Raw genomic sequence first — 12,204 nt, forward strand, 5'->3', positions numbered from 1 at the left:
ATTTATCGCCAACTGCGTCATCACCAATATATCTGTTCAAAACAGTCATTTACTGACGGATGTGAGGCTGGCACAGCTGAGTCCGTTGTCAGGCATCGAATTAGTCGAACGAGCTTCCGTACCTGCCGAAAAATACAATCATACAAATAGATAATAAGCCAAGAAGAGCCTTGCGTCTCCGCTTCGCAGACCGCGCTGCTCCAGGTTCGCTCTTCGCTCATCCCTGACGGGACTGGCATTCGCCAGCCTTCCACATCCCTGACGCCTACGGCCCGGCTTCCAGCTTCGGGCCTGCGCGCTTCGCTTGCGTGCGGTTTGCACATCGCGGCGGCCGTTGCCATGTCCAGCCGTCTCTCCTGACTCCATCACCTTGCTCGCGACTGTAGCCCGTGGCCGCGTGCCATCAAGGCGCGCCAGGCCGTGTCCTCGGCTGCGCCTGCGGGCCGCACCTACCTGTCGCTTTTCTCCTTGACGGCCCACGTCCGTGGGCTCCTGACCGTCGCGGGCGATGAACTCAGGAAAGACGGTGGCAACAGGGCCAACCGGGTTCCTCGTGCCAACCGCACCGAACAGCCGAAAGGCTGGGCTCCGAATCTTGGAATCCGGTGTGCGGTTTGAACAGCAAACCCTTTTCGTCAGGAGAAAAACCATGTACGCATCCCCCCTTGCTTCGCGCTTTGCTTCCCGTTCCCCGGTACTGCGCAGCGACTCCCCGCTGTCCGATGACCAGATTCACCGCGTGGCCCCGTCCATCTTTGCGGAAGCGCCCCACGAAAGCCGCTCCCAGCGGTACGCCTATATCCCCACCGCCACGGTGCTGACCGAACTGCGCAAGGAAGGGTTTCAGCCTTTCATGGTGACGCAGACCCGCACCCGCCACGAAGACCGCCGCGACTTCACCAAGCACATGATCCGGTTGCGCCATGCCAGCCAGATCAACGCCCGAGGCGAAGCCAACGAAATTATCCTGCTGAACTCGCACGATGGCACCAGCAGCTACCAGATGCTGGCCGGCATGTTCCGTTTCGTGTGCAGCAATGGCCTTGTTTGCGGCGACACCGTGGCCGATGTGCGCGTGCCGCATAAGGGCGACGTGGCCGGACAAGTGATCGAAGGTGCCTATCAGGTATTGCACGGTTTTGACCGTGCGCTGGAATCCCGCGAATCCATGCAGGCCATCACGCTGGACGAAGGCGAGGCCGAAGTATTCGCCCGCGCCGCGCTGTCGCTCAAGTACGACGACCCGGACAAGCCCGCACCCATCACCGAATCGCAAATCCTGATGCCGCGCAGGTTCGACGACCGCCGCCCGGACTTGTGGAGCGTGTTCAACCGCACCCAAGAGAACCTGACCAAAGGCGGTTTGCACGGGCGCAGCGCCAACGGACGCCGTCAGCAGACCCGCCCGGTGCAGGGCATTGATTCCGATGTGCGTCTGAATCGCGCCCTGTGGCTGCTGGCCGATGGTCTGCGCCAGTTGAAAGCCTGATTCCCCTGCGCGGCAGGGGCAGGCAGCAACCCTTGCCGCGTCATTCGCTGCTGCATTCCATCATCGCAAGGAGTTTTCACCATGAACGCCATCAACCACACCGAAGCCCAAGCCATCCACGCCACGGCCAGCGCCGCGCCTGCCGTGCTGCTGGAAGCCGCCGACCCGAGCAAGAATCTGATTCTGGTGCCGCTGTCGCGGCTGGTATCGCGCCCCACGGGCCGCAACGTGCGCAAGACCCCGCGCATGTCGATTCCTGAACTCGCCGCCAGCATCCAGCGTGTCGGCCTGCTGCAAAACTTGATCGTGACCGCGACCGCTGACGGCGAGCGTTACGAAGTCGTGGCCGGAGGCCGTCGCCTTGCCGCCCTCAAGCTGCTGGCGAAAAAGCACCGTATCAGCAGGGAATGGGAGGTGCCTTGCCTGTTGGTGGCCGATGGCACCGCCCGCACCGCCAGCCTGACCGAGAACGTGCAGCGTGAAGCCATGCACCCCGCCGACCAGTTCGAGGCATTCGCCGCGCTGGTGGCCGAAGGCCGCCCCATCGAGGACATTGCCGCAGATTTCAGCGTTACGCCGCTGGTGGTGCAGCGCCGCCTGAAACTCGCCAACGTGTCGCCGCGCCTGCTGGCCGACTACCGGGCCGAGGCTGTGAGCCTTGACCAGTTGATGGCCCTTGCCATCACCGACGACCACACCGCACAAGAAGCCGCGTTCTACGATGCGCCGACATGGCAGCGCAGCCCGCACAACCTGCGCGACCGCCTGACCGAGCGCGAGATTGACGCCCACCGGCACCCGCTGGTGCGCTTCGTCGGACTGGACACCTACGAGGCCGCAGGCGGTGGCACACGCCGCGATCTGTTTGCAGAAGCCGATAGTGGCGTGTATCTGACCGATGCCACGCTGCTGGAGCGGATGGCGCAGGACAAGCTGGCAGGCATCGCCGCCGAGGTGCAAGCCGAAGGCTGGGCGTGGGTGGATGCCACGCCGGGCATGACCCATGCCGACCTGCAAGCCTTCCAGCGCGCCCCGAGGCAGCGCCGCAGCCCGAACAAGCGCGAAGCCCAACGCATCGAGAAGCTGCAAACCAAGATGCAGGCGCTGGCCGAGGCCGTGGATGCCGCACTGGACGCCGACGATGAAGAAAAGGCCGACGCCTTGCAGGAGGAAGGCGAACACCTGGGCGAACAGTTGCAGGCGCTGGAAGATGGCTTGCAGGACTACGGGGAAGCCGTCAAAGCTGCCGCCGGTGCCATCGTCACCATCGACCGCAACGGCGAGGCCGTGATTCATCGTGGCCTGCTGCGCGAAGCCGAGGCCAAGGCACTGCGCACGCTTGAACGGCTGCGGCAGGGTTTCGGCAGCGAGGGCGAAGCCAGGAACGACGACGCAGGCGAGGAAGCCGACGACGCCCCCAAGCCCGCCGCCATGTCCGACCGACTGGCGCAGCGGTTGAGCGCACACCGTACCGCCGCGCTGCAAATCGAAGTGGCCCGGCATCCGCAGGTGGCGCTGGCCGCACTGGTGTATGGCATGGTGCAGAGGTAATCCCCCCATTTTTAGCGATTGCCAGAAGTAGGCAGGCTATGCGGCCATGGCCAGCCGCTGTTTTGGGGTGATGCCGCCCAAGGCCATATTTGGGCGTTCGTGATTGTAGGACCACATCCACTCTGTCGCTACGCGCTGGACCTGATCCAGATCTTCCCAGTGATATTGGGACAACCATTCGTAGCGCACAGTTCGATTGAACCGCTCGACGTAGGCATTTTGTTGCGGCTTGCCCGGCTGGATGTATTCCAGCTTGATGCCCCACCGGCGTGCCCACTCTGTGATCGCTGAACTCAGGTATTCAGGGCCGTTGTCACAACGAATCGCCAAGGGTTTGCCGCGCCAGGCAATGATCTGTTTTAACGCACGGATGACCCGCTCCGAGGGCAAGGAGAAGTCAATCTCGATGCCCAGCGCTTCGCGGTTGAAGTCATCGATCACGTTGAACAGCCGGATACTGCGTCCATCGGACAGTTGATCGTGCATGAAGTCCATCGACCAGACCTGATTCGTGGCGGCGGGTACCGTCAGCGGCTCGGGCGCCTGGCGCACCAGGCGTTTGCGCGGCTTGATTCTCAGGTTCAGCTCCAACTCCCGATAGATGCGGTAGATCCGTTTGTGGTTCCAACCGAAGCCCTTCACGTTGCGCAGATACAGGTAGCACAGCCCAAATCCCCAGTTGCGGTGGTTGTCCGTCAGGCGCAGCAGCCAGTCGGCGATTTCGTCGTTTTCAGCCTTGTGCTTGCCCTCATAGCGATAGCACGTCTGGCTGATGCCAAACGTCTCGCAGGCCAACCGGACCGATACCCCGCACTCCTGCACCACACGTTGAGCCATCTCGCGGCGGCGAGATGGCTTCACCACTTTTTTTCGAGAGCCTCCGCGCGCAGCTCGGCCTTGAGCTTCTCTTCGACGTACATCTTGCGTAGCCGGGCGTTCTCCGCTTCCAGCTCCTTCATCCGCGACATCATCGGCACATCCATGCCGCCGTACTTGGCGCGCCACTTATAGAACGTCGCGGAGCTGATGCCCAGTTCACGGCACATCTCAGGCACCGTCATGCCGGCCTCTACCCGTTTGATCGCGTCCAGGATCTGGCTGTCTGTGAATCGTGACTTCTTCATGCTGTAGAACTCCTCAATGAGAAAATTCTACTTCTGATCTCACCGCCTTTATGGGGGGATTACCCAGACTGTCTTGCAAGGCAGCCGCTACGGCCACGATCTGCCGCTGGGCGTGAAACTGACCCAGCAAGACCGGCTGGAAGGCATGGCCCCGGACTGGCCGGAATCGCCCGCCGCCGTGGCACTGCGCGAACTGCAACAGGTAGCGGGTGAAGCCTTGCCGGAGGACAGCGCCGAACTGTTCGCCGCACTGCTGGCGAAGCCGCAGGATGAACTGGTGCGCCTGCTGGCCGTATGCGTGGCATCCACGGTCGATGTGGTGACGCCCCGCGCCACGCAGCACCAGCCGGGTGCCGAACTGGCGCAGGCGGTGGGGCTGGACATGGCGGCATGGTGGCAACCCACCGCAGCCGGCTATTTCCAACATGTGCCGAAGGCCGCGATTCTGGAAGTCGTGGGCGAATTCGCACCGGAACACGTCACCCGGCTGGCGAAGCTGAAGAAGGGCGACATTGCCAGTGAAGCCGAACGGCTGGCCGATGGCACCGGCTGGATGCCTGCCATCTTCAAGGCCGCAGGCCCGCAGCAGGCAGTACAGGAAAGCGCGCAGGACGCAGGCCCGGAGCAGGACGCCCCGGAGGATGCTGAGACAATGGCGGATGAACCAGCCGAGGCGCTGGCAGCTTGACCCGAGCCTAAGCAAAGCGCCCCGGTCTTGACCGGGGCGCTTTGCTTGAAAGGAGAGCTGCCCGAACAATCCGACCGACTAATGTCGTGTCACACATCAAATGCCGGTCTGTCCTTGTCGCACTCGTTTCTTTGGCCCGGCATATGAGCTATGCAAGTGGTGTAGCTAAATATCTCTTTTTCTTTAGATATAAGTCCACTTGAGCAACCAAGTCATCGAGTGTACTGAACGTTGCTGACTTAAGAGAGTTAAGATCATTTTCGCTTAAATCTCGACATGCTTGCTTAAACATTTTCTCTCCATGAGATAGCGTATTTCTTCTGTTTTTTATTGTTACTAGCTTGCCCTTGTCGATGGCTCTAATCGCCCCTATCCCATACTTGGACAGGAGTCCATCTATTTTTCTCGCGTCGAGATTTCCTGAGAATAGTTTTATTCTGCCCATAAACTCCCCAAGCAAAGGAAGTCGCAGGGTCTGCTCAAGCGTCCTTTCCAGATTGCCATAGTGAGAACTTGGCGCGTGATTAGAAAAATAATAATCAACCCATATCTTGCGCACCTGGTGGTTTAATGCCAAGTAACTCTCGCCTGATAACTCCTCATGAATTCTGTCAAACGCAGAAAAGACCGTTGACTCGATTGCGTTATACAACAGTAAAACAAATGATGATTTTAGAATTGCCGTTTTCACGATAGCTCCATTCATACTGGAAATACATGAAATTATTTCCATCATTTGTTCTGCCTCTGCTTTTTTTTCCTGGATATCCGCATGAAGCTGATTCATGCAGATTGCTTCCCAAGAAGCTGATCTCGCACATATTCAATTCTTCCTGCTATTCTTCTACTACTGTGAGTCTGCCTCTCTCCCGCAACAAGAGAATAGAACGTTTTGTCCTGCATCCACTTTGATGTATCAACCTCTTTAGTCGGCAAATCTGGATTTTCCTTAAGTGCAAGATGCACTCCGACTGAAATCGCCTCAAATAGGGTGCGTGAGACATACTTATCTTTCCCGCGCGAGAATCCATATTTAAATGATTTATTTACATAATTGAGCATAGCCTCAAAGCTTGCCAATTTTTCTGCCCCTTTGGCGGCGTCAAAGATTTGATTGGTTTCATCCATATATTGATCCAGCGCTGTGCCAACGCCGCGATGATGAAGCGAGAAGTCCGGATATTTATCGGAAAACGAAAAGAATCTAAGAACGAGCTCTTCATGCTCTTGTCGATTTCGCACTGATTTGGCTAGTGGCGTTAATTTGGGGAGCAATGGGTTTTTTGCGCAGACTTTATAAATAAAGTCATTGAATGGCCCGTGATATATCCCTTTTCTCTTTTCCATGTTTCTGAGAAGATCGCTTCCCCTGTTTATTCGATCAAATAAATCGTTGCGTACCTCCTCGGTTGCTGCATCCGATAGGACAATCATTCGAATTGGGGTGTTATTAATTTTTCTTTGCCGCGACACAGGTAAATCGCTAAATTTGATGCCATTCATTTCCGTGAGCTTCTCCAATCCCTCAAGCCTTAGTTCGCAATTAATGAATGCGGCGAGAGTGCGAATGCGCTGGGAGCCATCAACAATCTCCAGTCTCCCATTTTTATCCTCGGCAAGAAATATAATTGGGATCGGCAGCCCAAGAGTGACGGATTCAATTAACCGCGATTGCCGCTCATCATCCCAGACAAACTCTCTCTGATACTCTGGAACAAAGATATCGTTCTCGTCGGATTCTCTTTTTTCTGTGTATTTTTTCACTAAAAATTCAATGGTGAATTCTCTTGTATCGAAGTCAACTGTTTTCTTCTCTTCGGTAATCTGTTCTTCGATTTTTGACAATCTATCTTCAGTCAACATGGCATTCCCTCTTGATTGATTTAAGTGAGTTTTGCAAATAACTAGAAGTCATTTCATAAATACCTTCCAGGTTAGGCGGCTTCACGCAGTCAATGGGCTGCGGACAGGTTTCGGGTAGAAAACCAACTTATGAAATGACTTCTATCGTGCTGCGCTGCATAACTATAGCGTCAAGTCTGGTAAGGCCGAGCCCATTTTGGCCCTATTCTTACGCGTGTCGACGCGATGCGCCGCCGGGCTTTCTTGCTGTGGTCCGTGCCGCCTTTGCCGTCACGGCCATTCGGCTTCAATCCCTCACGCCTTCGCGCCTGAGGCGCTGCGCGCTCCGCTTGCCTCCAGGGGAAAGCCCTGCGGCTATCCCCGCCGCGTGCAGCTTGGCGCCCCTCGATGCGGTCTAACCGGCTGCGCCGTATCGGCCCGGCTTGCTGCCGCAGGTTGCACGAAAGCGTGCCGTCCTCGACGCTGGCAGTTCGTCGCCTGTACGTCACGAAGGACGGTTCACCGACACGCCGCCCGGCCTTGCAATGGCGCTTCCACGTCACGCCTCAAGCAAGAGGCCGCCTGCTACGTCAGGGGCGCTTTCACCTTGTCGCTGGGCGTTGTCCTTGCCCGTGTCAGGGCGCAAGCCGGTGAAGCCGTCACGCGGGGAGCCGAGTCGGCCATGTTTCCTTTCGGAGCGGGTCGGCCCAGGGCGTCCTGTCTGTTTGTGAATCCTGGCGGTGGCCGGGCTTCTATGGCTGCAACCTTCCAGCGAAAACAATTTCCCCTGCACTGCGCGCATTCCTCGCGGGGCAAATTCTTTTCGCTTCCAGGCGCTCCACTGTGTTGCGCCCGCAAGCGGTGCAGCCAGCCCGCCCCCCGCCGGTCGGATCACAACAGGACGCGATGGGCGCGAAACCTGTTCAACCGAAAGGAAATTCATCATGGCCAACATCGGCACTTTCACCGCAGAGAAAGACGGCTTCACCGGCACGCTTCGCACCCTGACCCTCAACGTCAAGGTCAAGGTCAAGCTGGTTGCCAACGACAAGGGTGACAACGAAAGCGCACCCGACTACCGCCTGCAAGCAGCTGGCCACGACATCGGCGCAGCATGGAAAAAGACCAGCGAGGCCGGACGCCCTTATGTGTCCGTGACCCTGGACGATCCTTCGTTCCCTGCAACGGTTTATGCCCGCCTGATCGAGAGCGAGGACGGCACGCATGACCTGATCTGGTCGCGCAGCAAGCCCAAAGCGGCGTAACCGCCGCGGCGCCCCGTCCATCGCGGCGGGGTGTTACGTCTCGGAAGCCGAAAGTCGGTTTTCCGCTTCGGCCATCAGCGCTGCTGTGCTGCACTCCAGCGCACCGGCGATCTTGAAGATGATCGCCAGGGTCGGTGCATGCTCACCACGCTCGATCTTGCCCATGTGCGAGCGCTCAATACCGGCCAGGTTGGCCAGCGTTTCCTGGGCGATGTCGCGCTCCGTGCGCAGCGCACGCACCGCCACACCGAAAGCCAGGGCCAATTCGGCGTCGAAGGTGGTGGAGCCGGCCGGTCGGCCGCGCTGGACGGTTCGCTTCTGCATAGACAGAAGCGTCGATTCACAGCACAATTAAAACCACGTTATATTTAACTCATTCATCCAATCTCACCTGTTTTTGTGCTTTTACTGAAATCCGCATCGGCGGCTTTCTTCAAAAGTGGAGAGCCTGATCTGTGTGTTTCCTGACTTCCGTGCATGTGTCTTCGTGCTTCTACGCTTCTGCGGATGTGTGGGCTTGCACATCCGCGCTTTCGAGGGAAAGCGGTAAAGCGTCTCTGATGCTTTGTGTATCCGTGGAAGTGCAACCATGACCCCGCTCATCACCGCCGACGAGCGCTCGCGCCTGCTGTCCAACGGCCAGGCCCGCGCTGCCGGGCAGGACACCGACCCGCAGCCCGTGGTACGCCTGTTCACGCCAGATGCTCACGCTACCTGGCTGCTGGCTTCGCTCGACCCAGCCGATGGCGATACTGCCCACGGCCTGATCGACTTGGGAATTGGCATGCCTGCACTGGGTACTGTGAAGGTTTCCGACCTGGCCGGTATCGTTGGGCCGCGCCAGCAGCCCGTGATGCGGGATCGCTATTTTCAGCCCGTGCGGCGGCTGTCGGAATACCTGCGACTGGCCGAAGACAACGGCTCCATCACCGATTGAGCGCCACCGCCAAGCGGGGCGCACCGTGTCTATTTCAGTCTGGTCTGTGACCCGTTCGGTCTGAATCGGCAGTGTTGCACCGAAGCGGTGCGTGCCTGATCGAAACGGTCATGATGCCTGGCGCGGGCTGCGGCAAGCTGACCGACGCGGCATGCCATTGGAGTGCGTTGCCGCCGTCGCACTCGGACGATTTCAGCAACGCATCGGAGTTCATCGGTCTTGACACTGCCAGTTTACGCTTCACCCATGACGTTTTGACGATGGCCTCGTAGCACGCCGTTTCGCCGTGGCGACGCACCCCCAGCACAGGGAGGTTGCCTCATGGCTGATCGCAGTGCCGAGCCACGCCACCGGCCAGGGCGATGACGTGATCGCCAAGCTGCTGCGCAAGGTGCTGTACGTCGGTGCCTTCGCCTACATCATCAATAATTTCAACTGGCTGGCCAGCATCGTCTTCCGTTCGTTCGCGGGCCTGGGCCTGACGGCCAGCGGCTCGACGATGAGCATGGGCGAATTTCTGCAACCGGGACGCCTGGCCAAGACCGGCATCGACGCGGCAGCGCCGATCCTTGAGCAGATCAGCGACATGGCTGGCTTTCCCGAGGTGTTCGTGAACCTGACGCCCATCGTGGTCATGTTCCTGGCCTGGGCGGTGGTGATCCTGTGCTTCTTCGTGCTGGCGATCCAGCTTTTCATCACGCTGATCGAGTTCAAGCTGACCACACTCGCAGGCTTCGTGCTGGTGCCGTTCGCGTTGTGGAACAAGACCAGCTTTCTCGCCGAGAAGGTGCTGGGCAACGTGGTGTCCTCAGGCATCAAGGTGTTGGTGCTGGCCGTCATCGTCGGCATCGGCTCGGGTCTGTTCGCCGAGTTCCAAGTACATCCAGCCGAGCCGTCCATTGACCATGCGGTGGTCATCATGCTGGCCTCGCTCACGCTGCTGGCGTTGGGGATCTTCGGCCCTGGCATCGCCACTGGCTTGGTATCCGGCGCACCGCAATTGGGTGCAGGCGCGATGGCCGGTGCTGCGATTGGTGCCGCAGGCGCGGCGGTGGCCGTAGGTGCTGCGGCCACCGGCGTGGGCGGTGCGGTGATGGCCGGGACGCGCATGGCACCGGCTGCCGCCAAGCTGGCCGGGGCTGGCGCGCGGGCCACGACCTCGGCGGCTGGCAGCGCGAAGTCGGCCTTCCAGGCCGGTTCTGCCGCTGCGGGTGGCGGTGCCAAAGGCGCGATGGCAGGGCTGGGCAGTGTCGCCAAGGGCGGCGCACAGGCCGCTGGCCAACGCGCCGGTGCAGGCATCAAAGCGGCGGCAGCCAAGGCGGCTGTGCCATTCAAAGCAGGCTGGCAAGGCTCCGGCACCGATGGTGGTTCCGGCGGTGGCGCTGCCAGCTCCGGGCAGGCCACCACAAGCGATGCCGCTGGCGACACGGCCAATGCGCAGAAGCAGGAACAACCCGGCTGGGCCAAGCGCCTGCAACGTCACCAACAGCTCACCCAGGCCACCACCACGGCCGCACACACATTGCGCGGTGGCGACGGCGGCGGTTCGGGCCAAGGCCCGAGCCTGCGGGATTCCGATAGCTGACTTTCAAGGAGAACTCCATGCGATTCAAACGACCGCAGGTGCGCTATGCCGATACGCCGCAGCCTGCTACTCCCTATCAATCCGCAGCCCAGGTCTGGGACGAGCGCATCGGCTCGGCCCGCGTTCAGGCCAAGAACTGGCGGCTGATGGCCTTCGGCTGCCTGGTGCTCGCGCTGCTGATGGCCGGTGGCCTGGTGTGGCGCTCGGCCCAATCCATCGTCACGCCCTATGTCATCGAGGTCGATCAGTCCGGCCAGGTACGCACCGTGGGCGAAGCGGCCACGCCGTACCGGCCCACCGATGCCCAGACGGCGCACCACATCGCGCGCTTCGTGACGCTGGTGCGCTCGCTGTCCATCGACCCCATCGTCGTGCGCCAGAACTGGCTCGATGCCTACGACTACACCACCGATCGGGGCGCGGCGGTGCTCAACGACTACGCGCGGGTGAATGACCCGTTCGCCCGCATCGGCAAGGAGTCGGTGACGGTGCAGATCACCAGTGTGGTTCGCGCCAGCGATGCGTCGTTCAACGTGCGCTGGACGGAACGCCGTTACGTCAATGGTGCGGCTGCCGGGCTGGAGCGATGGACGGCGGTGGTGTCCATCGTGCAGCAGACCCCGCGCACCGAAGAACGCTTGCGCCGCAACCCGCTGGGCATCTACGTCAATGCCCTGTCGTGGAGCCGTGAACTGGATTCTTCTGAAGGAGCCAAACCATGAATGCACGTTTCCGTAAAACCGCATTGCCGGTGATCCTGCTGGCATCGACTGTTTTGTTTGCAGGCTGCGCCACGCAGGGCAAACCGCCGCCGGTGATCTCGCTCGATGAGCCGGTGCAGGCGCAGCCATTGCCCGAGCTGCCCAAGCCCATCGAAGTCGTGGCTGTGCCCGAGCCGTTGGCATTGCCAGCGCAGTTGAAACCGCTGCCGGACGTCGATGCGGCCCCGGCGGCACCAGAGCCTGCCGACGAGAAGGTGCGCGTCTCCCGCGCCAATGCCGAAGCACGCATCGCACCGACCCGCGAGGGCTACGTCAATGCGATCCAGGTCTGGCCCTTCACCGACGGCGCGCTGTACCAGGTCTATGCGTCGGTGGGTCGCGTGACGGTGATCGCGCTGCAGCCCGGCGAGGAACTGGTGACGGTCGCTGCGGGCGATACCGTGCGCTGGATCGTGGGTGACACCTCCAGCGGCAGCGGGGCCGATCTGCGCGTCAATGTGCTGGTCAAACCAATCCGTTCCAGCTTGAAGACCAATCTGGTCATCACCACCAGTCGCAGGACGTACCTGCTGGAACTGACTTCGACCGACAAAGCATGGATGGCGTCGGTGTCCTGGGACTATCCCAAGGATCGGATGCTGGCCTTGCAGCGCCAGGCGCAAGCCGCCAACGCTGCCGCGCCGGTCGATGCGGGGCTTTCGCTGGAGAAGATCCGCTTTCGCTATGCAATCAGTGGCAGCAACCCGCCGTGGAAGCCGTTGCGCGCCTTCGATGATGGCGAGAAGGTCTATATCCAGTTCCCGGCGGGCATCGCCCAGGGCGAGCTGCCGCCGCTGTTCGTCATCGGCGCACAGGGAGATGGGCAACTGGTGAACTACCGCTTCCGCTCGCCGTACTACATCGTGGATCGGCTGTTCGGCGCGGCAGAACTGCGCCTGGGTGGTGACAAGGGCGACGTGGTGCGCATCAAGCGCACGGATGGCATTGCCGGGAGGAACTGA

10 protein-coding genes and 2 pseudogenes are annotated in these 12,204 nt (G+C 60.2%); 8 read left to right on the forward strand and 4 right to left on the reverse strand.

Annotation, left to right across the window (positions count from 1 at the left end; all coding sequences use genetic code 11):
- Positions 1-649 precede the first annotated feature (649 nt).
- Both VDP79_RS02540 and VDP79_RS02545 read left to right on the forward strand, forming a co-directional pair.
- Positions 650-1,489 carry a DUF932 domain-containing protein gene (locus tag VDP79_RS02540; RefSeq protein WP_323016663.1) on the forward strand — a complete coding sequence of 280 codons (840 nt, stop codon included), beginning with the start codon at positions 650-652 and terminating at the stop codon, positions 1,487-1,489.
- A gap of 81 nt (positions 1,490-1,570) precedes the next feature.
- Positions 1,571-3,034: pseudogene (locus tag VDP79_RS02545) on the forward strand (ParB/RepB/Spo0J family partition protein); the annotation flags it as partial.
- 42 nt (positions 3,035-3,076) lie between these two features.
- Here the strand turns inward: VDP79_RS02545 and VDP79_RS02550 are convergent.
- Positions 3,077-4,164 (reverse strand): IS3 family transposase gene (locus VDP79_RS02550; RefSeq protein WP_323016664.1). Its coding sequence is split into 2 segments (ribosomal slippage): positions 3,077-3,912 and positions 3,912-4,164, totalling 1,089 coding nucleotides; the frame shifts between segments, so codons are not numbered across the junction.
- A gap of 55 nt (positions 4,165-4,219) precedes the next feature.
- Here VDP79_RS02550 and VDP79_RS02555 point away from each other — a divergent pair.
- Positions 4,220-4,852, forward strand: a pseudogene (locus VDP79_RS02555) (chromosome partitioning protein ParB); the annotation flags it as partial.
- A gap of 148 nt (positions 4,853-5,000) precedes the next feature.
- Here VDP79_RS02555 and VDP79_RS02560 read toward each other — a convergent pair.
- Positions 5,001-5,639 (reverse strand): MAE_28990/MAE_18760 family HEPN-like nuclease, encoded by a 639-nt coding sequence (locus VDP79_RS02560; RefSeq protein WP_323016665.1) that lies wholly within the window; start codon positions 5,637-5,639, stop codon positions 5,001-5,003.
- Positions 5,636-6,715, reverse strand: a complete 1,080-nt coding sequence (locus tag VDP79_RS02565) for a DUF262 domain-containing protein (RefSeq protein ID WP_323016666.1) — start codon at positions 6,713-6,715, stop codon at positions 5,636-5,638. Before VDP79_RS02565 ends, VDP79_RS02560 begins: the two co-directional genes overlap by 4 nt.
- Before the next feature lie 923 nt (positions 6,716-7,638).
- On the opposite strand from VDP79_RS02565, the gene VDP79_RS02570 reads away from it, so the two are divergent.
- The gene (locus VDP79_RS02570) at positions 7,639-7,959 is read left to right on the forward strand and encodes a DUF736 domain-containing protein (protein ID WP_323016667.1); all 321 of its coding nucleotides are present in this window, start codon (positions 7,639-7,641) and stop codon (positions 7,957-7,959) included.
- Between the two features lie 33 nt (positions 7,960-7,992).
- Here the strand turns inward: VDP79_RS02570 and VDP79_RS02575 are convergent, their stop codons facing one another.
- The gene (locus tag VDP79_RS02575; protein ID WP_323016668.1) at positions 7,993-8,283 is read right to left on the reverse strand and encodes a helix-turn-helix transcriptional regulator; all 291 of its coding nucleotides are present in this window, start codon (positions 8,281-8,283) and stop codon (positions 7,993-7,995) included.
- A gap of 265 nt (positions 8,284-8,548) precedes the next feature.
- On the opposite strand from VDP79_RS02575, the gene VDP79_RS02580 reads away from it, so the two are divergent.
- The 4 genes from VDP79_RS02580 to trbG all read left to right on the forward strand — a co-directional run bounded on the left by VDP79_RS02580 (position 8,549) and on the right by trbG (position 12,204).
- Positions 8,549-8,896 (forward strand): DUF2958 domain-containing protein, encoded by a 348-nt coding sequence (locus VDP79_RS02580; RefSeq protein ID WP_323016669.1) that lies wholly within the window; start codon positions 8,549-8,551, stop codon positions 8,894-8,896.
- A 286-nt stretch (positions 8,897-9,182) separates the two neighbouring features.
- On the forward strand, positions 9,183-10,481 hold the full coding sequence (gene trbL / locus VDP79_RS02585) for a P-type conjugative transfer protein TrbL (protein ID WP_323016670.1): 1,299 nt from the start codon (positions 9,183-9,185) through the stop codon (positions 10,479-10,481).
- A gap of 17 nt (positions 10,482-10,498) precedes the next feature.
- Positions 10,499-11,203 carry a conjugal transfer protein TrbF gene (gene trbF, locus VDP79_RS02590; RefSeq protein WP_323016671.1) on the forward strand — a complete coding sequence of 235 codons (705 nt, stop codon included), beginning with the start codon at positions 10,499-10,501 and terminating at the stop codon, positions 11,201-11,203.
- On the forward strand, positions 11,200-12,204 hold the full coding sequence (gene trbG / locus VDP79_RS02595; protein WP_323016672.1) for a P-type conjugative transfer protein TrbG: 1,005 nt from the start codon (positions 11,200-11,202) through the stop codon (positions 12,202-12,204). The genes trbF and trbG overlap by 4 nt, the downstream gene beginning before the upstream one ends.

This window comes from Castellaniella sp. (genome assembly GCF_034675905.1).
Taxonomy (GTDB): Bacteria; Pseudomonadota; Gammaproteobacteria; order Burkholderiales; family Burkholderiaceae_B; genus Castellaniella.

Coding starts and splice junctions, on each gene's coding strand:
- VDP79_RS02540 (WP_323016663.1), top strand. CDS start 650: ATGTACGCATCCCCCCTTGCTTCGCGCTTTGCTTCCCGTTCCCCGGTA.
- VDP79_RS02560 (WP_323016665.1), bottom strand. CDS start 5,639: ATGAATCAGCTTCATGCGGATATCCAGGAAAAAAAAGCAGAGGCAGAA.
- VDP79_RS02565 (WP_323016666.1), bottom strand. CDS start 6,715: ATGTTGACTGAAGATAGATTGTCAAAAATCGAAGAACAGATTACCGAA.
- VDP79_RS02570 (WP_323016667.1), top strand. CDS start 7,639: ATGGCCAACATCGGCACTTTCACCGCAGAGAAAGACGGCTTCACCGGC.
- VDP79_RS02575 (WP_323016668.1), bottom strand. CDS start 8,283: ATGCAGAAGCGAACCGTCCAGCGCGGCCGACCGGCCGGCTCCACCACC.
- VDP79_RS02580 (WP_323016669.1), top strand. CDS start 8,549: ATGACCCCGCTCATCACCGCCGACGAGCGCTCGCGCCTGCTGTCCAAC.
- trbF (WP_323016671.1), top strand. CDS start 10,499: ATGCGATTCAAACGACCGCAGGTGCGCTATGCCGATACGCCGCAGCCT.
- trbG (WP_323016672.1), top strand. CDS start 11,200: ATGAATGCACGTTTCCGTAAAACCGCATTGCCGGTGATCCTGCTGGCA.